Raw genomic sequence first — 17,880 nt, 5'->3', positions numbered from 1 at the left:
TTATTCGACTTCGACGGTCTCCGGTGGCGGCGTAGGCGCCGCATCCGGTTCCGGGAACTCCAGCTTGATTGCTTCCGCTTCGTCCAGGTCGACAATCACGCGGCCGCCGGACACCAGGCGGCCGAACAGCAGTTCGTCGGCCAGCGCCTTGCGGATCATGTCCTGGATCAGGCGCGACATCGGGCGCGCGCCCATCAAAGGATCGAAGCCTTTCTTCGCCAAGAACTTGCGCAGCTTCTCGCTGAAGATGGCTTCCACCTTCTTCTCGTGCAGCTGCTCTTCCAGCTGCATCAGGAACTTGTCCACCACGCGCAGGATGATTTCCTCGTCCAGCGCGCGGAAGCTGATGGTCGCATCCAGGCGGTTGCGGAACTCCGGTGTGAACATGCGCTTGATGTCCGCCATCTCGTCGCCCGCTTCCTTGCTGTCGGTGAAGCCGATCGAACGCTTCTGCAGGCTTTCCGCACCCGCATTGGTGGTCATGATGATGATCACGTTGCGGAAGTCGGCTTTGCGGCCGTTGTTGTCGGTCAGCGTGCCGTGGTCCATCACCTGCAGCAGGATATTGAAGATATCCGGATGCGCCTTCTCGATCTCGTCCAGCAGCAGCACGGCGTGCGGCTTCTTGGTAATCGCTTCGGTCAGCAGGCCGCCCTGGTCGTAGCCCACGTAGCCAGGAGGCGCGCCGATCAGGCGGCTCACCGCATGGCGCTCCATGTATTCCGACATGTCGAAGCGGATCAGCTCAATGCCCAGGATGAAGGCCAGCTGCTTGGCCACCTCGGTCTTGCCGACGCCGGTCGGGCCGGAGAACAGGAAGGAACCGATAGGCTTGTCCTGCTTGCCCAGGCCGGCGCGCGACATCTTGATCGCAGATGCCAGCGCTTCGATTGCAGGGTCCTGGCCGAACACCACGTTGCGCAGATCGCGGTCGATGGTAGCCAGTTTGCTGCGGTCGTCCTGGTTGACGGTCTGCGGCGGGATGCGCGCGATCTTGGAAATGATTTCCTCGATCTCGGTCTTGCCGATGGTCTTCTTCTGCTTCGACTTCGGCAGGATGCGCTGTGCGGCGCCCGCCTCGTCGATCACGTCGATGGCCTTGTCCGGCAGGTGGCGGTCATTGATAAAGCGCGCCGCCAATTCGGCTGCGGTCGACAGCGCCGACGACGAATACTTCACGCCATGGTGTTCCTCAAAGCGCGACTTCAGCCCGCGCAGGATCTGCACGGTCTGTTCCACGGTCGGCTCGTTGACGTCGACTTTCTGGAAGCGGCGCGACAGCGCATGGTCTTTCTCGAACACGCCGCGGAATTCCGTGAACGTGGTCGCGCCGATGCACTTCAGCTGGCCGTTGGCCAGGGCCGGTTTCAGCAGGTTGGACGCATCCAGCGTGCCGCCCGACGCCGAGCCGGCGCCGATGATGGTGTGGATCTCGTCGATGAACAGGATGCCATTCGGATTATCCTTCAGCTGCTTGAGCACGGCCTTCAGGCGCTGCTCGAAGTCGCCGCGGTACTTGGTGCCGGCCAGCAGCGCGCCCATGTCCAGCGAGTAGACCACCGCGTTCGACAGCACTTCCGGCACGTCGCCCTGGGTGATGCGGTAGGCCAGGCCTTCCGCAATGGCGGTCTTGCCCACGCCGGCTTCGCCCACCAGCAGCGGGTTGTTCTTGCGGCGGCGGCACAGCACCTGGATCACGCGGTCCACTTCGTCTTCGCGGCCGATCAGCGGGTCGATCTTGCCCTCGGCGGCAGACTTGTTCAGGTTCTGGGTGAACTGGTCCAGCGGCGATTCCTTGGCCTGGCCTTCCGGCGCGGCGCCTTCTTCCACGCCCTCGGATGCCTTGCCGGAATCCATCTGCTGGTCCTTGCGCACGCCGTGCGAGATGAAGTTGACCACGTCCAGGCGGGTCACGCCCTGCTGGTGCAGGTAGTAAACAGCGTGCGAGTCTTTTTCGCCGAAGATGGCCACCAGCACATTGGCGCCGGTCACTTCCTTCTTGCCGTTGGAAGCCGACTGCACGTGCATGATCGCGCGCTGGATCACGCGCTGGAAGCCCAGGGTAGGCTGGGTGTCCACCTCGCCGGTGCCAGGCACGGTCGGCGTGTTGTCGCCGATGAAGTTGGTCAGCGTTTTGCGCAGGTCCTCAATATTCACTGCGCAGGCGCGCAGCACCTCGGCTGCCGATGGATTGTCGAGCAGCGCCAGCAGCAAGTGCTCCACGGTGATGAACTCGTGTCGCGCCTGCCGCGCTTCGACAAACGCCATATGCAAACTTACTTCCAATTCCTGCGCAATCATACTTCCTCCATCACACATTGCAGGGGATGCCCCGCCTTGCGTGCATGCGTTAAAACGAACTCCACTTTGGTTGAAGCTATATCTTTAGAGAAAACGCCGCACACGCCTTTGCCGTAGCGATGGACACTCAGCATAATTTGTGTGGCCGTTTCCCGGTCCTTATTGAAATACTCCTGGATGATGGCGACCACAAACTCCATTGGAGTGTAGTCGTCGTTCAGCAGCGCCACCTGGTACATAGGTGGCGGCTTTATCGCCTGCCGTTCCAGGACGGTTTCGGTGTCATGCTTGGTTGCCATACGCTTATATTCTAATGCTTTCAGACTAGTTGCAACGCCCATTTCAGAGGGCCATTTCCACCAGTACTCATCTTACGCGTTTTCGCCGATTGCCGCAGATGGCGGTCAGCTTGGTCAAAATCAAGGGCTCGAAAAAAAGCTGTTGCAAAAAGCTCACCATGTGCTAGTGAAAGCGCTTGACATTAAAAATTGTTCCGCCAACAATGCGATATCGACTTTGTGCAGATCTGTACATGTTGGTAAGAAGTGAGTTGTCGAGGAGGGGGCAGGAAGCTTCTTGCTTTTATGGCTCGTGTGATTCGTTTTTATTGAAAGTTTTTTTAAAATGGCAACTGGTACCGTTAAGTGGTTCAATGACTCCAAAGGTTTTGGCTTCATCACTCCTGATGATGGCGGTGAGGATTTGTTCGCACACTTCTCCGCGATTAACATGAACGGCTTCAAGACCCTGAAAGAAGGTCAAAAAGTGCAGTTCGAAGTTACTCAGGGCCCTAAAGGCAAGCAAGCTTCCAACATCCAGACCAACTAATCCCTGGCCTCGGACAACGAAAAGCCCCGCCCCGCGGGGTTTTTTTTCGCCTGCCATCATACCTGCACTATGCCGATTTCGTCATGCAAATCCGCACTTTGACAACAGCCGATGCGCCCGCGCTGCTGGAATTCGAGCTCGCCAACCGCGACTGGTTCGAATCCCAGGTCGATGCCCGTGCGCCAGACTTTTACAATCTTATCGGCGTGGCTGCGCATATCGAAGACTACCTGGCGCGCCATGCGAGCGGCACCATGCATCCCTGCCTGCTGGTTGAAGATGGGGAGATTATTGGCCGTTGCAACTTGAAAGGTATCGACCAGGTCTCATTGCGCGCCGAAGTCGGCTACCGGATCGCCTCTTATGCCTGCGGCCGGGGGCTTGCCGGCGCCGCGCTGGCACACTTGATGGAACTGGCTTACGGCCACTGGCAGCTACGTGGCCTCGACGCCCACGTTACTATCGCCAACGCCGCCTCCGCCCGCGTCCTGCAGCGGGCCGGCTTCATCTTTGCCGGCCCCTCCCCTATCCAGGCAGAAGTCGCCGGCAGCGCACTCGATTGCCTGCACTTTTGTCACGCTCGCGCAATTCGCTAAAACATGCGGCTGGCCAGATCCGCCACCAACACAACGACGCCGAGCGTCAGACCTACCATCCAGCGGCTGAACGTATCGTGCCGACGTCTCATCTCGACCATGTGTGCATCATGACGCTTGTCCATTTCAAGCATCTGCGTTTGCAACTGGCCTATTAGCGCCTTCATATTGTCATCCTGCCGAATGAAACGCTGTTCCGACTCTCGGCGCGCCTCGGTAAAGCGCTCGCAGGTCGTGCGCTCGGCTTCGGCAAAGTGCACGAGATTCTTCCGTTCGGCTTCGGCAAAGTGCACGAGATTCTTCCGATCGGCTTCGGCAAAGCGCTCGAGATTCTTCCGATCGGCTTCGGCAAAGCGCTCGAGATTCTTCCGTTCGGCTTCGGCAAAGCGCTCCGTATTCTTGCGGTCGGCCTCGGCAAAGCGCTCCGTATTCTTGCGTTCGGCCTCAGCAAAGCGCTCCATATTCTTGCGTTCGGCCTCGGCAAAGCGCTCCATATTCTTGCATTCCGCCTCGGCAAAGCGCTCGGAGCTCTTGAGGTCGGCTTCGGCAAAGCGCGCCGCCATATCGGACCGCACCAGGGCAAAGCCACTGTCCATGTGCTGACGTAATAAGGCCAGTTCGCAATTAAGGGTATCCACCTGTTTCTCCAGCCGGTGAAGTCGCGCGTCATCATCATCTTCGGACGGGGACGATTCATCGTCAAGCAAGCTCTGCGGCATGGCAGCCTCCTCGAGTGAGCGTAAGCGGTTTATTCTCTGCCGCTTCACACGCCGCCATGTTGAGCCGCGTCAGGCGCACAACAAAAAACCCCGCCTCCTTGCGGATGGCGGGGTTTGCATGGAAACGAGCTTGGCTTACATCTGCTCGATCATGACGTCACCGAAGCCGGAGCACGACACCTGGGTCGCGCCTTCCATCAGGCGGGCGAAGTCGTAGGTAACTTTCTTGGAGGTGATCGCCTTCTCCATCGAGGCGATGATCAGGTCCGCCGCCTCGGTCCAGCCCATATGGCGCAGCATCATTTCAGCCGACAGGATCAGGGAGCCAGGGTTCACATAATCCTTGCCCGCGTACTTAGGCGCGGTGCCGTGGGTCGCTTCGAACATGGCCACGGAGTCGGACAGGTTGGCGCCCGGCGCAATGCCGATACCGCCTACCTGTGCCGCCAGCGCGTCGGAAATGTAGTCACCGTTCAGGTTCAGGGTGGCGATCACCGAGTACTCCGCCGGACGCAGCAGGATCTGCTGCAGGAACGCGTCGGCGATCGAATCCTTGACGGTGATCTCGCGGCCGGTCTTCGGATTCTTGAACTTGCACCATGGGCCGCCGTCGATCAGCTCGGCGCCGAATTCCTTCTGCGCCAGTTCGTAGGCCCAGTCACGGAAGCCACCTTCGGTGTACTTCATGATGTTGCCCTTGTGGACGATGGTCACCGATGGCTTGTCGTTGTCGATCGCGTACTGAATCGCCTTGCGCACCAGGCGCTCGGTGCCTTCGCGCGAAACCGGCTTGACGCCGATGCCGGAGGTGCCCGGGAAGCGGATCTTCTTGACGCCCATTTCCTTGGTCAGGAACTCGATCAGCTTCTTGGCGCCTTCCGAGCCTTCCTGCCACTCAATGCCGGCGTAGATGTCTTCCGAGTTTTCGCGGAAGATCACCATATCGGTTTTCTCAGGCTCGCGCACTGGCGAAGGCACGCCCTTGAAGTAGCGCACCGGGCGCAGGCAGACGTACAGGTCCAGTTCCTGGCGCAGTGCCACGTTCAAGGAACGGATGCCGCCACCGACAGGGGTCGTCAGCGGGCCCTTGATCGACACCACATAATCCTTCAGTACCTTCAGGGTCTCTTCCGGCAGCCACACGTCCGGGCCGTAGACCTTGGTCGACTTCTCGCCGGCGAAGATCTCCATCCAGCTGATCTTGCGCTTGCCGCCGTAGGACTTGGCAACCGCAGCATCCACCACCTTGATCATCACCGGGGTGATGTCCACGCCGGTGCCGTCGCCTTCCAGGTAAGGAATGATCGGGGTGTCAGGCACGTTCAGGGAAAAGTCGGCGTTAACGGTGATTTTCTGGCCGCCGGCAGGTACTTTGATATGTTGGTACATCGTGTTCTCCGAAGAAGGGTTTTGGCAGTCTTCTATAAGACATAAGACACTAGCGTTCCACATTATGCACCAGTATTTTACTGGGCGCTATACTAGCTACCTATGCCTCTGATACTTTTTAATAAACCTTTCCAGGTATTGTGCCAGTTTTCCCCCTCTGGAGATAAGGAAACGCTGGCCGACTACATCACGATCCCGAACGTCTATCCCGCTGGTCGCCTCGACTACGACAGCGAAGGCCTGATGCTGATGACCGACGACGGCAAGCTGCAGCACAAGATCGCCCACCCCGACCGTAAGGAGGCCAAGACTTACCTGGTGCAGGTGGAGGGCGTGCCGGATGCCGGCGCCATGGCGCGCCTGCAGGCGCCGCTCGACCTGGGCGACTTCACCACCTTGCCCTGCAAGGCGGTGCGCATTGCTGAACCAGTCTGGCTGTGGCCGCGCAATCCGCCGATCCGGCAGCGTGCCGGCCAGCCAACCTCCTGGCTAGCGATCACCCTGCAGGAAGGCAAGAACCGGCAGGTGCGCCGCATGACGGCCGCCATCGGCCACCCCACCCTGCGCCTGGTGCGCTCGGCCATCGGCGGCATCTCACTGGCCAGCCACCCGCTGCTGCCAGGCGAGTGGGCCGAAGTGTCGCCAGACGACCTCAGCACGCGCTAATAAGTCAACCAGGCAACTTGCAGCAGCGTTGATGAATCAGGTTCACCTGAACCTGCACCCACTATAAAAGGAGTTCGTCATGTCTAAGACTACTGTCGCGCTGCTTGCCTCCCTGCTTTCCCTCTCCGCCTTCGCTGCCGACCATCACATGAAAGGTTCGGCTTCCGCTTCGGCCGCAGCCTCCGCCGCCTCGATGGCTTCCGCCGCGCCAATGGCTTCCGCCGCATCGGCCGCTTCCGCCGCCGCCTCGGATGCTGCCTCCGCCAAGAAATCGGCCAAGAAAGCCAGGAAAGCCGCTTCTGCCGCAGCCTCCGCTGCCGCATCGGCCGCTTCCGCTGCTTCCGCGGCTGCTTCGATGAAGTAAGCACAAAGCGAAAAACCCGCTATGGCGCAATGCCATGCGGGTTATTCCGGTACACCTGTTTGGCGGCTAATGCCGCCAGCACACGAACTTAGGCGGACAGTGCCTTCAGGGCAGCTGCCAGACGGCTCTTGTGACGAGCAGCCTTGTTCTTGTGGATGATTTTCTTGTCAGCGATCGAGTCGATGGTCGACACGGAAGCCTGGAAGATGGTGGTAGCAGCAGCTTTGTCGCCAGCCTGGATTGCCTTGCGAACAGCCTTGATAGCGGTACGCAGGGTCGAACGCTGAGCGGAGTTGTGAGCGTTTTGCTTGACTGCTTGACGAGCGCGTTTGCGCGCTTGTGCGGTATTTGCCATTTGAGAATCCTAATTCGTTGTCAAAGTTCGTTTGCAAACAATAGCGTTTGCCAAACCGGTGCGGTGTTTTCAGAGCCGGCTGAACGTCGCTGCCTGCCTTACTGAATTCTGTACAGCCTTAAATTATAACGGGGTTTTGCTGCCAGGGCAATTCTAAATATCGGGGCGTTGCCGCTTTCGCTATAATCAGCGCCCATGAACTTGCTCAAGACCCTCGCCGCTATTTCAAGCATGACAATGTTGTCCCGCATTACGGGACTGCTTCGTGAAGTCCTGTTCTTCCGCGCTTTCGGCGCGGGCGGCATGACCGACGCCTTCTACATTGCCTTCCGCATCCCCAACCTGCTGCGCCGCCTGTTTGCCGAAGGCGCGTTTTCGCAGGCATTTGTGCCAATGTTGGCAGAATACAAAAACAAACAGGGCGAAGAAGCGACCCGCTCCCTGGTTGACCATGTGGCGACCGTGCTGGTCTGGGCCACGCTGCTCACCAGCGCAGTCGGTATTATAGGCGCCCCGCTGTTCATCTACCTGATTGGTTCCGGCCTGAGCAAGGATCCGGCATCGTTCGACGCCGCCGTCTGGATGACGCGCCTGATGTTCCCTTATATCGCCTGCATGTCCTTCGTCGCGCTGTCCAGCGGCGTGCTGAATACCTGGCGCCAGTTCAAGATCCCGGCCTTCACTCCGGTGCTGCTGAACATTTCCTTCATCAGCGCCGCACTGTTCCTGGCGCCACACCTGAAGCAGCCGGTCTACGCGATGGCGATTGCCGTCATGGTCGGCGGCGTCCTGCAGGTTGCGATCCAGGTGCCTTCGCTGGTGAAGATCGGCATGCTACCACGCCTGTCGTGGAATCCGCGCGCCGGCCTGGCCGATCCGGGCGTGCGCCGCATGCTGAAGAATATGGTGCCAGCCCTGTTTGCCGTCTCGGTGGCGCAAATCAGCCTGATGATCAACACCACCTATGCCTCCTGGATGCAGGAAGGCAGCGTTTCCTGGCTGACCGCCGCCGACCGCCTGATGGAGTTTCCCAACGCCCTGCTCGGCGTGGCGCTCGGCACCATCCTGCTGCCAAGCTTGTCCAAGGCCAGCCAGGAACAGGACCACGCGGAATATTCGGCCCTGCTGGACTGGGGCCTGCGCTTGACCTTCCTGCTTGCCATGCCGGCGGCGGTGGGCATCGCCGTGCTGGCCCTGCCCCTGATGGCGACCCTGTTCCACAACGGCAAATTCACCGACTTCGCTGCCGTGATGTCGGCCCAGCCTTTGCTGGCCTATGCGGTCGGCCTGCTCGGCATCATCCTGGTCAAGTCGCTGACGCCGGCCTTCTACGCGCGCCAGGACGTGCGCACGCCGGTACGCATCGGCATCATCACCCTGGTCGCGACGCAGGTGATGAACCTGGCTTTCGTCTGGCAGTTCAAGGTGGCGGGCCTGGCGCTGTCGATCAGCGTGGCGGCACTGCTGAACGCTGCCCTGCTGTACCGCGGCCTGCGCGCAAAAGGCATCTACGCGCCGCAACCGGGTTGGCCGAAGTTCCTGGCCCGCCTGCTGCTGGCTGTCATCCTGATGGGCCTTGCCGGCTGGTTCGGTGCGCAGCAGTTTGACTGGCTGGCCATGCGCCACCATGCATTCCTGCGCGCAGGTGCGCTGTTCCTGGTGATCGGCGCTTGCGTGGTGGTGTACTTCGGCACCTTGTTCGCTCTCGGTTTCCGTCTGCGCGACTTCAAGCGCCGCGCCAAATAAGGCGGCGCAGCCTCAGCGCCGCGGCGGCGGTGCTGGCGGCTCCTCGCGCGGCTGCTCGCCGGACTGTCTTGGCAGCGGTTCTTGCGGCGGTTCCTGCGGTTCCTGTGCCGGTTCTTGCGGCGGTTCCTGCGGCTCCTGTGGCGGCTCTGGCGGCTCTTGCGGCGTGCCGGTCTTGCTGCCGGGCGGCGTGCCATTCAAGCCACCCGGCTGGGTGCCGTCCATGCCGGTCAGCGGGCTGCCTGGCTGCATGCCCGATCCCGGCTTGGCCCGCTGGCCCGGCTGCTGGGCGGGCTGCTGTCCGTCCCCACCCTTGGCACCCGCGACCTGCACGCCTTCGCCGCTGAATTTCCAGTCCGCCAGGCTGGTCTTGCCTTCAAATGCGACGAAGCGCGGCGGGAAATTGCCGATCTTGATCGGCGTGGCCTTGGACAGGCTGTAGATGGCCAGGATGCCGCCGTTTTCGGTGGCCTTCACCAGTCCCCATTCAGCCTTGCCTGTCATCGGGTCGACATACACGCGGCGCAAATGGCGGCGCAACTGCGGGAAGCGCGGATCTTTCAGGAGTTCGGCAAAAGACTTCGGATAGTTGGGCTGCCCCTGTGGCGTGGCGGCGGCATAGCTGGCCAGCGCATTGCTGTACTCCATGCCGATATCGAGCAGGGCCTGCTCGGCCGCGGCGCGCTGCATGGTCGTGCCAAGCCGCAGCGACATGGCGCCAACCAGGCCGATTATCGCCACCAGGATCACTACGCTGACGTAGGTGAACCCGTGCTGGCTACCATTCCGAGTAAGGCTTGCCGCTTCGGTCATTGCCGGGCGCTCCGCTCTTGATGTCTGCCACGCCGCCTTTGCCGACGTCATCCGGCGGCACGATGGTCCAGCTGTCGCTTTTCTCCGTGATCGGGTCGATCGGCACCGCGCGCAGGTATTTTTTTTCCACCAGCTGTTCCAGGCTGTCCGGGAAGCGGCCGGTATCGCCGTAGTACTGGTCGATGATGGCGCGCGTGCTGCGCAGGTTGTCGGCCAGGATGGTTTCCTTGGTCTTGTCCACGCTCGGGAAGTAGCGCGGCACGGCGAGCGTCAGCAGCAAGGCGATGATGCCCAGCACCACCAGCAGTTCAATCAGCGTGAAGCCCTTCTTGTTCACCATTTCTTGTAAGGCACGCCGTTCAGGCCTACCTGCTCCGAAGTCGAATACACGTCAAAAACATCCTCGCCTTCGCGCGGATCGTCGGCGTCGCTGGCGTAGCTGCGCTTGCCCCAGCTCTGGCCATTGCTGGCGTTCGAGTCCGCGTTGAAAGGGTCGCGCGGAATGCGCCGCAGGAAGAAGATCTTGGCGCGCTTCGGGCTGCGCACGTCGACCACGCCTTCCACCAGCACCTCCAGCGTGCGCGGGTAACCGTTGCCGGTGATGGACTTGGCAATGCGGCCTTCATCGTAGGCGGTCTTGTAATCGTCCAGCGCCTTGCGGATCACGTGCAGCGCGCTGCGCAGCTCCTGCTCGTTGCGGCGCTGGACCACGGTCTGGCCGACCGGGATCGCCAGCGCGGCGAGCAGGCCAAGGATGGCCAGCGTCACCAGCAGTTCGATCAGGGTGAATCCGCGCGCGCGCATGCTTACTCTTTACGCTCCGTGCTGGCAGGCGGCTGCACGGTGTTGGCCGGCGCGGGCGTCGGCGGCGGCAGCGGCTTGGTCACGCTAGACGCGGGGCCGGGCTGAGTGTTCGACAAAGGCAGCTTCTGCGGCGCGGACAGGTCGGCCGGGGCTGCTGGCGCGGCGCCAGGGGTCGGCACGGCGGTCGGCACGGCTGCCGGTGCCGCCTCCTGTGCCGGAGCGGCTCCGGCCGGGCGTGCACCCGGCAACACCACGGCCTGGCGCGGCGCGACATCAGGCTTGCGGCGGAAGTTCGCTTCGGTGCCGGCCGAGAATTCCGCGGCCGAGATTTCCGGGCGCTGCAGGTTGCGCACCAGGTGCGGCGTAATCGACAGCACGATTTCGGTTTTCTGGTTGTCGTCGGTCTGGGTGCCGAACAGGCGGCCCAGGATCGGCAGGTCGCCCAGGCCCGGCACCCGGTTGCCCGTGCTGCGCTCTTCGCTGTTGATCAGGCCCGCCAGCACCTGGTTCTCGCCATCCTTCAGTTGCAGGAAAGTGGAGGCCTGGCGCGTGCCGATCTGGTAGGCGGTGGTGCCGGTGGCGGTGGTCACCCGGTCGATCAGGTTCGACACCTCCAGCGCAATGCGGATGCCCACTTCGTTGTTCAGGTAGATGATCGGCTCCGCATTGAGCGTCAGCCCGACGTCGACATAGCTCACCGACTCCGAGGCGAAGCCGCCCGTGCCCGGCGAAATGGTGGTGGTAATCACCGGCACCTTTTCGCCGATCACGACCTTGGCTTTTTCCTTGTTGCGCACGCGGATGCGCGGGCTGGCCAGCAGGTTGGTGTCGCCGTCGGTCTTCTTGATATTGACGGTCGTGCCGAGCGCGGACACGCCGATGGTATCGCGGTTGATGGAATCGAGGTCGCGCAACCTCAGCTTGTCGCCGGCGCCAGCGCTGTTCAGCACCGACAGCCCTACCGTGTTCGGCCAATCCACGCCCAGCTTCAGCAGGCGGCTGCGCTTGACCTCCAGGATCTCCACGTCCAGCATCACTTCAGGCTCGGCCTGGTCTTGCGTGGCGATGATCTTCTCGGCCAGCTTCACCGCGTCGGCGCTGTCGCGCAGGATCACCAGGTTGAGCTTTTCGTCGGCCACCACGTCGCGCGACTTGAGAATGGTTTTCAGCGTGTTGGCGACAGTCTTGGCTTCCGCGTTCGACAGGTAGAAGGTACGCACCACCGTTTCCTGGTACTCCTTCAGCTTGGCCGCCGTGTTCGGGTAGATCAGGATGGTGTTGGCATCCATCACCTGCTGTTCCAGCTGGTTCGTCATCAGCAGGAAGTAGATCGCCGATTCCACCGTGCTGTTCTTCAGCATGATGGTAGTGCGGGCGTCGCTCTTGACGTCCTTGTCGAAAATGAAGTTCAGTCCCGATCGGCGCGAAATAATGTCGAACACCTGCTTCAGCGGCGCCTCGCGGAATTCGATCGTGATCGGCGTCTTGTAGGCCTTGGACAGGCCGCTTTCAGCCGGCGGCTGCGGCATCTGCTCATTGATCTCGCGCATCATGGCGCGGGCGCGCGCATGGTCAGGCTTCTCGGCCAGGATGGTGCCGATGCGGTTCTTCGCCGCTTCGAATTCCTTCTGCTCGAGGGACGCGCCGGCCTGCGCCAGCAGCTTATCATGGCGATCGGCCATTTCCAGCGAACGCAAGCCGGCGCGCGCGCGCTCGTTCTGCGGGTCCATCGACAGCACGCGCTGGAAATTTTGTGCAGCCGGGACGTATTTGCCCTCGTTCACGAACTGGTCTGCCTGCACCAGCAGGCGCGCGCTGGCCCGGTCGCGGGTGTCAAGGTAGGCGGAGCGGTAGATCGCGTTGTCCGGTTCCCTCCGCATCGCTTCCTGGTATTTCAGCAGCCCCGCTTCCACCTGGTCCTTTTCGACCAGGTTGCGGCCGTCGCGGTAGGCCATTTCGGCCGCGCAGCCGGACAGTGCCAGGACCAGCACGGACAGCGACAGCGTTCTCAGACTTGGCTTCACTCAATCACTCCAATATTTAACTGCTGCACCTGGTTCATGGGCAGGTAGGTCATCGTCAGGGTTGGCGGTGCAATGGCATCCACGCGGTAAGTGCCGTCAATCTGCATGCCTTTTTTCACAACAAAGGTTTGTTCGCCGCGGCCCAGGTAGACTTCCCACTGGCCGTCGGCGGCCGCCTTGCCCAGGAACTGGAACGGCAGCGGCGGCGCGGTGGGCGGCGGCGGGGGCGGCGGCTTCAGTTCCGCTGCCGTTGGCGGCGGCGGTGGCGGATTCCAGTTCTGGCCGCCGAACACCCCGTCCTTGCTCTTGAAGGAACCTTCGCCAACTTCGCCAATCAATTCTTCGCGCGGCACCAGGCGCAGGATCGATGCTTCGCCCAGCGCCCCCTTGGCCGCACTGTCCGCCTTGGTGGCGGGCGCCACGCTGGTTGCCGGGGCGCGCGCAGGCTTGCGTTCGACCGCTTCCGCCACCGTGTCGCTGGGCGCCTTGTCGCCGAACAGCACAAGCGCGGCAGCCCCCGCCAGCGCCACGCCCATCAGCATGTGGCGAGGCTTCATGGTTTCTCCTTCAGGTACAGCGTAAAGCGCATCCGCGCCTCGACCACCGGTTCGCTGATGGTTTCGCGGCGGAAGGCGATGTCGTCCAGCGCCGCGAACGGGATCGCCGACAGCGCCTGCATGCTGAACTGCCAGATATTCTGGTAGGCGCCTTTCAGCGGCAGCGTCACCTGGTAGGCGGACACGCCACTGGCCTTGTCTACGCTGAATTTGTAATCGCCCTGCTCCAGCGCCAGCCCGGTCTTGGCAGCGATGTCGAACAGTTGCTTGACCTGCTGCTCCGCCAGGCGCTTTTCGCCCAGCGTGGCATAGAAATGGGCCAGGTTCTCGTTGGCAGTTGGCGGCGGCGCCGCTTGCACCAGCACCGGCGGCGCCGGCGGCAAAGGCTCGGCTGCCTGCTGGCGCGCCTTGAGCGACCATGCCAGCGCACAAGCCCCCGCCAGCAGCAGCGCCAGCGCAACGCAGCCGGCAACGCCAAGGCGCATCGCCACCAGGCGCAGGCGCAGCAACAGGGCGGCAAGGTTCATCGCGCCCTCCATTGCACTTCCACCTGGAACCGCAGCGGGCGGTTCGGGTCCTGGTCGTTGATTTCATGGCGCAAGAGCGCCGCGCCGGCGAAGAATTCCTGCTGCTTCAATTGTTCGATGTAGCCAACCATGTCGTCGCTGTTCTTGGCCTCGGCCGTGATTTTCAGCGTTTGCTTGCGCGGGTCGGGGTCCAGCGCCAGCAAGGCCACGGCCGGCGTATTGGCGGCTGCAACGGCGTCCTGCAGGTCGCGCCATGGCAGGTTCAATTGCAGGATGGCGGCGTTGACGGCCACGGCCTGCGCTTCCGGAATCACGGTTTCCGGCTTGCGCTCCGGCGCACGCACGGCGGCGGCTTGCTTGCGCTGCTGGGCGTGCAGGCTTTCTTCGCGCAGCGCTTGCTGTTTTGCGGCCTGCATTCCGAAGGCGGCGCCGGCCAGAAGCAATGCGGCGCCCAGCGCGCCGGCAGCCAGGAAGGCCGGATGCACGCGATACAGCGTGCCGCGCCAGCTCGCAGCGGCGAAATCGATCTGCATCGGCCTCATGCTGCCACTCCCAGCGCGGCGGTGGCGATATGCTTGTCGCTGCCGGCCGGCTTTGCCAGCGCCGGCGGGATGTCGCCGCTCAACTGGATCAGCGCCGGCGGCTGAAGGCCAAGCAGCAGCGCCTCGCGCTGCGCCGCTTGCGTCAGCCAGTAATGATCGGCGCCATGCGGAATCGCGACGTGGCGCACGGCGCGCAACTTGCCGTCTTCGCAGGCCGCCAAGGCCAGCACATTGTCTTGTGCCACGCCGAACCAGGCGTCGTTCTTCAAGGCGCCGGCATGGCGGTTCCAGGCCGCCACGAAATGCGGAACGATGGCAATGACGGCCAGGCCATGCTGCGCAGCGGCGTTTTCAATGGCGGCCTTCAGCAAGCGCGGAACCGCAGCGGCCATGAAGGGGGCGGCAGCGTTCCAGTCCGCGCTGACGTGCCAGGCGGCCGGGGTTTCACCGTACAGCGTGTAAAACCGCAGCGCGGCGGCGCCCTCCAGGTCGGCCAGGCGGGCGGCCTGCACCGGCGGGGTTACCTGCCACAGCCGCACGAGTTCATCGGACAGGACAAAGCTGGCGCACATGCCGGCGGCGTCCTGCCCCGCCAGCAGCGCGGCCAGCGCGCCAGGCAAGGCTTCTGCCACGCCGGCCGGCCCTGCGGTTCCGGCGGCCAGGCCTTGACCGGCCAGCAGTTCCGGCGCGGCCGGGCTCCAGCGCCGCACGCGCAGCAGGCGCAAGGCTTGCGGCGTGACGTCGATGCGCAGCGATTGCGTGAAATTCTTAAGCATGCAAGGTCACCCGCTTGATTTCTGCCAGGGTCGTATCGCCGCGCCGCACTACTTCCAGCGCCGCGTGGCGCAGGCTGCGCGTACCGTTGGCATAGGCGGCCGCCTTGATCTGGCGGATCGGCCGTTTTTCCACGATCAGTTCGCGGATTTCATCGTTCAGGGTCAGGATCTCGGCGATCGAACGGCGCCCCTTGTAGCCGGTGCCGCGGCAATCGCCGCAGCCCTTGCCTTCCTTGAAGCTGTATTCGTAGACGTCGGCGCGCGCCAGCCCCACGCTGGCCAGTTCCTCGTCGGACGGCGTCACTTCGACCGCGCAATGCGGGCAGTTGATGCGCACCAGGCGCTGCGCCCAGATGCCGTTCAGGGCCGACACGAATGCGTAGGGATCGATGCCCATGTGGGTAAAGCGACCGAACACATCAAATACGTTGTTGGCGTGGACGGTGGTCAGCACCAGGTGGCCGGTCAGCGCCGATTGCACGGCGATTTCCGCCGTTTCGCGGTCGCGGATCTCGCCCACCATGATCTTGTCCGGATCGTGGCGCAGGATCGAGCGCAGGCCCTTGGCAAAGGTCAGGCCCTTCTTTTCGTTGACCGGGATCTGCAGGATGCCCGGCAGCTGGTATTCCACCGGGTCTTCGATGGTGATGATCTTTTCGCGGCCATTGTGGATCTCGGTCAGCGCCGCATACAGCGTGGTGGTCTTGCCGGAACCGGTCGGCCCGGTCACCAGCAGCATGCCGTATGCCTCCTGCGCCAGCGCACGCAAGGTCGACAGGGAGGACTCGTCGAAGCCCAGCGCTTCCAGCGTCAGCGAGCCATAGGATTCGATCATGGCGCGCTTGTCCAGGATACGGATCACTGCGTCTTCGCCATGGATGGAAGGCATGATCGATACCCGCAAGTCGATCTCGCGTCCCATCGATTCGACGCGGAAGCTGCCGTCCTGCGGCACGCGCCGCTCCGCGATGTCCAGTTCGGCCAGCACCTTCAGGCGCGAAATGATCTGCTCCGCCACGTCGATGCCGTTGACGGCCGTGGCATGGTCCAGCACCCCGTCCACGCGGTATTTGACCGCCAGGCCGCCGGCGGTCGACTCCAGGTGGATGTCGGAAGCGCCCGCCTTCAGCGCGTCGTACAGGGTTGAATTCACCAGCCTCACGGCCGGGCTGGCGCCCTCCGACACCGAGGCAAAGGACAGCACCGCAGCCGTCTTGCCGTCGCGCCGCGTGCCCTCCGCGCCCGACACCAGGGTGTCGACGGCGCGCGCCGATTCTTCCTGCTTGGACAGGTAGGCCTGGATATCGGCCTGCAGCGCCAGCCGCAATTGCAGCGGCGCCGCCGCCGAGCAGCGCGCCTGCGTCGCCAGCCAGGTCTGCAAATCGAGGTCGAAAGGATCGGCAATCACGCCCACCGCCGCCCCCTCGTGGGAACGCAGCAGCACGCAGTGGCGCGCCATCGCTTGCGACAGCGGCAGCAGGTCGAAGGCCGGCGCGAAAGCCAGCATGTCCGCCGTTTCCAGCACGGCCAGGCCGAAAGGCTGGGCCAGCGCCCGCACCGCCATGCGCGGTTCAATGCCGGACAACTCTTCCAGCTCCTCCACCAGGCTGCGTTTCGACAACGCGCTTTGCGCGCGCGCCTTTGACAGCAGGGTTGCGTCAAGCACGGGCAAGGTCATGCCATTTCTCCGGCCAGGTCAAAAATCGGCATATACAGCAGTACCACGATAGCCCCCACCACCAGGCCGATGCCGGCCATCAGCAGCGGTTCAAAAGTACGGGTGAAGCGGTCGATCCAGCGCCCGATCTCGCCGTCGTAGAAGGCCGCCGACTGCGTCAGCATCGCCCCCATCTCACCGGTGCGCTCGCCCACGCGCAGCATGCGCAGCGAAATCGGCGTGGTCAGTCCGTTGGCTTCGAAGGCCGACGACAGCGGCAAGCCCGCCTCGATCATGGCGCGCGCGCCCTGCAGGCCCTCTTTCACATTGGCCGATACCATGGCCTGCACGGTGTCCACCGCATTCAGGATGGTGATGCCGCCTTCGCTCAGCATGCCCAGCGTCAGGTACAGGCGCGACAACTCGTAAATCTTCACGCGTTCGCCCACGCCCGGCAGGCGGGCCAGCAGGCGCGCCATGCCGCCGCTGCGCACCAGCTGGCGCACACCGAAGACCGCACTGCCGATCGCGGCGGCAATGCCGGCCACCAGCGGCAGGGTATGCGCGGCCGCAAACTGGCCCCAGCTCAGCATCACTTGCGACATCCACGGCAGGTTGCGCCCCGCGCCCTGGTATACCTCGGCAAAGCGCGGCACCACATAGGCAATCAGGAACAGCGACACGCCGCCGCCCACCAGCAGCAGGATGCACGGATAAATGGCCGCGCTCACCAGCTTGGCGCGCACCAGGTCCACCCGCTGCTGGTAATCGATAAAACGTTCGAGCGAGCGCGGCAGGTCGCTGGTGCCTTCGGCCGCCTTGACAATGCCCACATACAGCGGCGGGAACAATTGCGGCTGGTCCGCCAGCACCGTGGAAAAACGCTGGCCCTCGCGCAGCCCGGCCAGCAGGCGTTCCAGCACGCCGCGCGTGGCCGGCGCCGCCTCCTTTTCCAGCAAGGCTTCCAGCGCCTCCACCACGCCCAGGCCGGCGTTCAGCAGCGCCAGCAGCTCCTGGCTGAACAGCACCAGCGAGAGCGCCTTGGCTTTGCCTGCGCGCAGGCCGGCGCTGCGCGGCGTGATGGCGCTGACAAACAGGCCGCGCGCTTCCACCTGGCGGCGGGCATCGGCCTCGTCGCGGCCGTCGACCACCATCTGGCCGATAGCCATGTCCGGCGACAGGGTGCGAACGTCGAACTGCATAATCCAGTCTGCGCTGT

At 63.0% G+C, this 17,880-nt stretch carries 20 protein-coding genes; 5 read left to right on the top strand and 15 right to left on the bottom strand.

What is annotated here, in order from left to right; translation table 11 throughout:
* Both clpA and clpS read right to left on the bottom strand, forming a co-directional pair.
* Positions 1 to 2,301 (bottom strand): ATP-dependent Clp protease ATP-binding subunit ClpA, encoded by a 2,301-nt coding sequence (gene clpA / locus ACN9MU_RS11135; RefSeq protein ID WP_426170608.1) that lies wholly within the window; start codon positions 2,299 to 2,301, stop codon positions 1 to 3.
* On the bottom strand, positions 2,298 to 2,600 hold the full coding sequence (clpS, locus tag ACN9MU_RS11130; RefSeq protein ID WP_055937573.1) for an ATP-dependent Clp protease adapter ClpS: 303 nt from the start codon (positions 2,598 to 2,600) through the stop codon (positions 2,298 to 2,300). Before clpS ends, clpA begins: the two co-directional genes overlap by 4 nt.
* A gap of 325 nt (positions 2,601 to 2,925) precedes the next feature.
* Between clpS and cspE the strand changes: the two genes are divergently transcribed.
* Both cspE and ACN9MU_RS11120 read left to right on the top strand, forming a co-directional pair.
* Positions 2,926 to 3,129 carry a transcription antiterminator/RNA stability regulator CspE gene (cspE, locus tag ACN9MU_RS11125; protein ID WP_130314874.1) on the top strand — a complete coding sequence of 68 codons (204 nt, stop codon included), beginning with the start codon at positions 2,926 to 2,928 and terminating at the stop codon, positions 3,127 to 3,129.
* Between the two features lie 83 nt (positions 3,130 to 3,212).
* Positions 3,213 to 3,725, top strand: coding sequence for a GNAT family N-acetyltransferase (locus ACN9MU_RS11120; protein ID WP_426337323.1), 513 nt, complete (start codon positions 3,213 to 3,215; stop codon positions 3,723 to 3,725).
* On the opposite strand, the gene ACN9MU_RS11115 is transcribed toward ACN9MU_RS11120, so the two are convergent.
* Positions 3,722 to 4,444 carry a hypothetical protein gene (locus ACN9MU_RS11115; RefSeq protein ID WP_426344583.1) on the bottom strand — a complete coding sequence of 241 codons (723 nt, stop codon included), beginning with the start codon at positions 4,442 to 4,444 and terminating at the stop codon, positions 3,722 to 3,724. The genes ACN9MU_RS11120 and ACN9MU_RS11115 overlap by 4 nt on opposite strands.
* A 135-nt stretch (positions 4,445 to 4,579) precedes the next feature.
* Positions 4,580 to 5,833 carry an NADP-dependent isocitrate dehydrogenase gene (gene icd / locus ACN9MU_RS11110; protein ID WP_426322357.1) on the bottom strand — a complete coding sequence of 418 codons (1,254 nt, stop codon included), beginning with the start codon at positions 5,831 to 5,833 and terminating at the stop codon, positions 4,580 to 4,582.
* Positions 5,834 to 5,935: 102 nt separating this feature from the next.
* On the opposite strand from icd, the gene ACN9MU_RS11105 reads away from it, so the two are divergent.
* Together ACN9MU_RS11105 and ACN9MU_RS11100 are read left to right on the top strand one after the other, a co-directional pair.
* Positions 5,936 to 6,499 (top strand): pseudouridine synthase, encoded by a 564-nt coding sequence (locus tag ACN9MU_RS11105; protein ID WP_426322355.1) that lies wholly within the window; start codon positions 5,936 to 5,938, stop codon positions 6,497 to 6,499.
* A 79-nt stretch (positions 6,500 to 6,578) separates the two neighbouring features.
* The gene (locus ACN9MU_RS11100) at positions 6,579 to 6,863 is read left to right on the top strand and encodes a hypothetical protein (protein WP_426322353.1); all 285 of its coding nucleotides are present in this window, start codon (positions 6,579 to 6,581) and stop codon (positions 6,861 to 6,863) included.
* 88 nt (positions 6,864 to 6,951) lie between these two features.
* On the opposite strand, the gene rpsT is transcribed toward ACN9MU_RS11100, so the two are convergent.
* Entirely contained in the window at positions 6,952 to 7,218 is a 267-nt protein-coding gene (rpsT, locus tag ACN9MU_RS11095) for a 30S ribosomal protein S20 (protein WP_055937377.1), read from the bottom strand.
* Positions 7,219 to 7,413: 195 nt separating this feature from the next.
* On the opposite strand from rpsT, the gene murJ reads away from it, so the two are divergent.
* Positions 7,414 to 8,964, top strand: a complete 1,551-nt coding sequence (gene murJ / locus ACN9MU_RS11090) for a murein biosynthesis integral membrane protein MurJ (protein ID WP_426344582.1) — start codon at positions 7,414 to 7,416, stop codon at positions 8,962 to 8,964.
* Positions 8,965 to 8,976: 12 nt separating this feature from the next.
* Here murJ and ACN9MU_RS11085 read toward each other — a convergent pair whose 3' ends face one another.
* From ACN9MU_RS11085 to ACN9MU_RS11040, 10 genes are read right to left on the bottom strand one after another with little or no spacing between them, the layout of a single operon-like run.
* Positions 8,977 to 9,774 carry a type II secretion system protein gene (locus ACN9MU_RS11085; RefSeq protein WP_426344581.1) on the bottom strand — a complete coding sequence of 266 codons (798 nt, stop codon included), beginning with the start codon at positions 9,772 to 9,774 and terminating at the stop codon, positions 8,977 to 8,979.
* Entirely contained in the window at positions 9,740 to 10,114 is a 375-nt protein-coding gene (locus ACN9MU_RS11080) for a type II secretion system protein (protein WP_130314880.1), read from the bottom strand. The genes ACN9MU_RS11085 and ACN9MU_RS11080 overlap by 35 nt, the downstream gene beginning before the upstream one ends.
* Entirely contained in the window at positions 10,108 to 10,578 is a 471-nt protein-coding gene (locus tag ACN9MU_RS11075; RefSeq protein ID WP_426170594.1) for a prepilin-type N-terminal cleavage/methylation domain-containing protein, read from the bottom strand. The genes ACN9MU_RS11080 and ACN9MU_RS11075 overlap by 7 nt, the downstream gene beginning before the upstream one ends.
* 2 nt (positions 10,579 to 10,580) lie before the next feature.
* Positions 10,581 to 12,602: a secretin N-terminal domain-containing protein gene (locus ACN9MU_RS11070; RefSeq protein ID WP_426344580.1), complete on the bottom strand. Its 2,022-nt coding sequence runs from the start codon at positions 12,600 to 12,602 to the stop codon at positions 10,581 to 10,583.
* Positions 12,599 to 13,159 carry a hypothetical protein gene (locus tag ACN9MU_RS11065; RefSeq protein WP_426170591.1) on the bottom strand — a complete coding sequence of 187 codons (561 nt, stop codon included), beginning with the start codon at positions 13,157 to 13,159 and terminating at the stop codon, positions 12,599 to 12,601. The genes ACN9MU_RS11070 and ACN9MU_RS11065 overlap by 4 nt, the downstream gene beginning before the upstream one ends.
* Entirely contained in the window at positions 13,156 to 13,686 is a 531-nt protein-coding gene (locus tag ACN9MU_RS11060) for a hypothetical protein (RefSeq protein ID WP_426170589.1), read from the bottom strand. Before ACN9MU_RS11060 ends, ACN9MU_RS11065 begins: the two co-directional genes overlap by 4 nt.
* Positions 13,683 to 14,228 (bottom strand): hypothetical protein, encoded by a 546-nt coding sequence (locus ACN9MU_RS11055; protein WP_426170588.1) that lies wholly within the window; start codon positions 14,226 to 14,228, stop codon positions 13,683 to 13,685. The genes ACN9MU_RS11060 and ACN9MU_RS11055 overlap by 4 nt, the downstream gene beginning before the upstream one ends.
* Positions 14,225 to 15,004 carry a hypothetical protein gene (locus ACN9MU_RS11050; RefSeq protein WP_426322345.1) on the bottom strand — a complete coding sequence of 260 codons (780 nt, stop codon included), beginning with the start codon at positions 15,002 to 15,004 and terminating at the stop codon, positions 14,225 to 14,227. The genes ACN9MU_RS11055 and ACN9MU_RS11050 overlap by 4 nt, the downstream gene beginning before the upstream one ends.
* Complete coding sequence (locus ACN9MU_RS11045) at positions 14,997 to 16,682, bottom strand: GspE/PulE family protein (protein WP_426322343.1); 1,686 nt, start codon at positions 16,680 to 16,682, stop codon at positions 14,997 to 14,999. The genes ACN9MU_RS11050 and ACN9MU_RS11045 overlap by 8 nt, the downstream gene beginning before the upstream one ends.
* Positions 16,679 to 17,863: a type II secretion system F family protein gene (locus tag ACN9MU_RS11040; protein ID WP_426344579.1), complete on the bottom strand. Its 1,185-nt coding sequence runs from the start codon at positions 17,861 to 17,863 to the stop codon at positions 16,679 to 16,681. The genes ACN9MU_RS11045 and ACN9MU_RS11040 overlap by 4 nt, the downstream gene beginning before the upstream one ends.
* Positions 17,864 to 17,880 lie beyond the last annotated feature (17 nt).

The sequence above is a fragment of the Pseudoduganella sp. R-32 genome, from assembly GCF_049913245.1.
GTDB lineage: Bacteria > Pseudomonadota > Gammaproteobacteria > Burkholderiales > Burkholderiaceae_D > Rugamonas.
The sequence above is the reverse complement of the archived record's forward strand: the minus strand, read 5'-3'. Positions and strand labels throughout refer to the sequence as shown.

What these genes read in the sequence shown, in the direction of transcription:
- ACN9MU_RS11055 (WP_426170588.1), bottom strand. Translation starts at nt 14,228, where the DNA reads ATGAGGCCGATGCAGATCGATTTCGCCGCTGCGAGCTGGCGCGGCACG.
- clpA (WP_426170608.1), bottom strand. Translation starts at nt 2,301, where the DNA reads ATGATTGCGCAGGAATTGGAAGTAAGTTTGCATATGGCGTTTGTCGAA.
- cspE (WP_130314874.1), top strand. Translation starts at nt 2,926, where the DNA reads ATGGCAACTGGTACCGTTAAGTGGTTCAATGACTCCAAAGGTTTTGGC.
- ACN9MU_RS11115 (WP_426344583.1), bottom strand. Translation starts at nt 4,444, where the DNA reads ATGCCGCAGAGCTTGCTTGACGATGAATCGTCCCCGTCCGAAGATGAT.
- ACN9MU_RS11120 (WP_426337323.1), top strand. Translation starts at nt 3,213, where the DNA reads ATGCAAATCCGCACTTTGACAACAGCCGATGCGCCCGCGCTGCTGGAA.
- ACN9MU_RS11085 (WP_426344581.1), bottom strand. Translation starts at nt 9,774, where the DNA reads ATGACCGAAGCGGCAAGCCTTACTCGGAATGGTAGCCAGCACGGGTTC.
- ACN9MU_RS11075 (WP_426170594.1), bottom strand. Translation starts at nt 10,578, where the DNA reads ATGCGCGCGCGCGGATTCACCCTGATCGAACTGCTGGTGACGCTGGCC.
- ACN9MU_RS11060 (WP_426170589.1), bottom strand. Translation starts at nt 13,686, where the DNA reads ATGAACCTTGCCGCCCTGTTGCTGCGCCTGCGCCTGGTGGCGATGCGC.
- murJ (WP_426344582.1), top strand. Translation starts at nt 7,414, where the DNA reads ATGAACTTGCTCAAGACCCTCGCCGCTATTTCAAGCATGACAATGTTG.
- ACN9MU_RS11080 (WP_130314880.1), bottom strand. Translation starts at nt 10,114, where the DNA reads ATGGTGAACAAGAAGGGCTTCACGCTGATTGAACTGCTGGTGGTGCTG.
- ACN9MU_RS11050 (WP_426322345.1), bottom strand. Translation starts at nt 15,004, where the DNA reads ATGCTTAAGAATTTCACGCAATCGCTGCGCATCGACGTCACGCCGCAA.
- rpsT (WP_055937377.1), bottom strand. Translation starts at nt 7,218, where the DNA reads ATGGCAAATACCGCACAAGCGCGCAAACGCGCTCGTCAAGCAGTCAAG.
- icd (WP_426322357.1), bottom strand. Translation starts at nt 5,833, where the DNA reads ATGTACCAACATATCAAAGTACCTGCCGGCGGCCAGAAAATCACCGTT.
- clpS (WP_055937573.1), bottom strand. Translation starts at nt 2,600, where the DNA reads ATGGCAACCAAGCATGACACCGAAACCGTCCTGGAACGGCAGGCGATA.
- ACN9MU_RS11045 (WP_426322343.1), bottom strand. Translation starts at nt 16,682, where the DNA reads ATGACCTTGCCCGTGCTTGACGCAACCCTGCTGTCAAAGGCGCGCGCG.
- ACN9MU_RS11100 (WP_426322353.1), top strand. Translation starts at nt 6,579, where the DNA reads ATGTCTAAGACTACTGTCGCGCTGCTTGCCTCCCTGCTTTCCCTCTCC.
- ACN9MU_RS11105 (WP_426322355.1), top strand. Translation starts at nt 5,936, where the DNA reads ATGCCTCTGATACTTTTTAATAAACCTTTCCAGGTATTGTGCCAGTTT.
- ACN9MU_RS11040 (WP_426344579.1), bottom strand. Translation starts at nt 17,863, where the DNA reads ATGCAGTTCGACGTTCGCACCCTGTCGCCGGACATGGCTATCGGCCAG.
- ACN9MU_RS11065 (WP_426170591.1), bottom strand. Translation starts at nt 13,159, where the DNA reads ATGAAGCCTCGCCACATGCTGATGGGCGTGGCGCTGGCGGGGGCTGCC.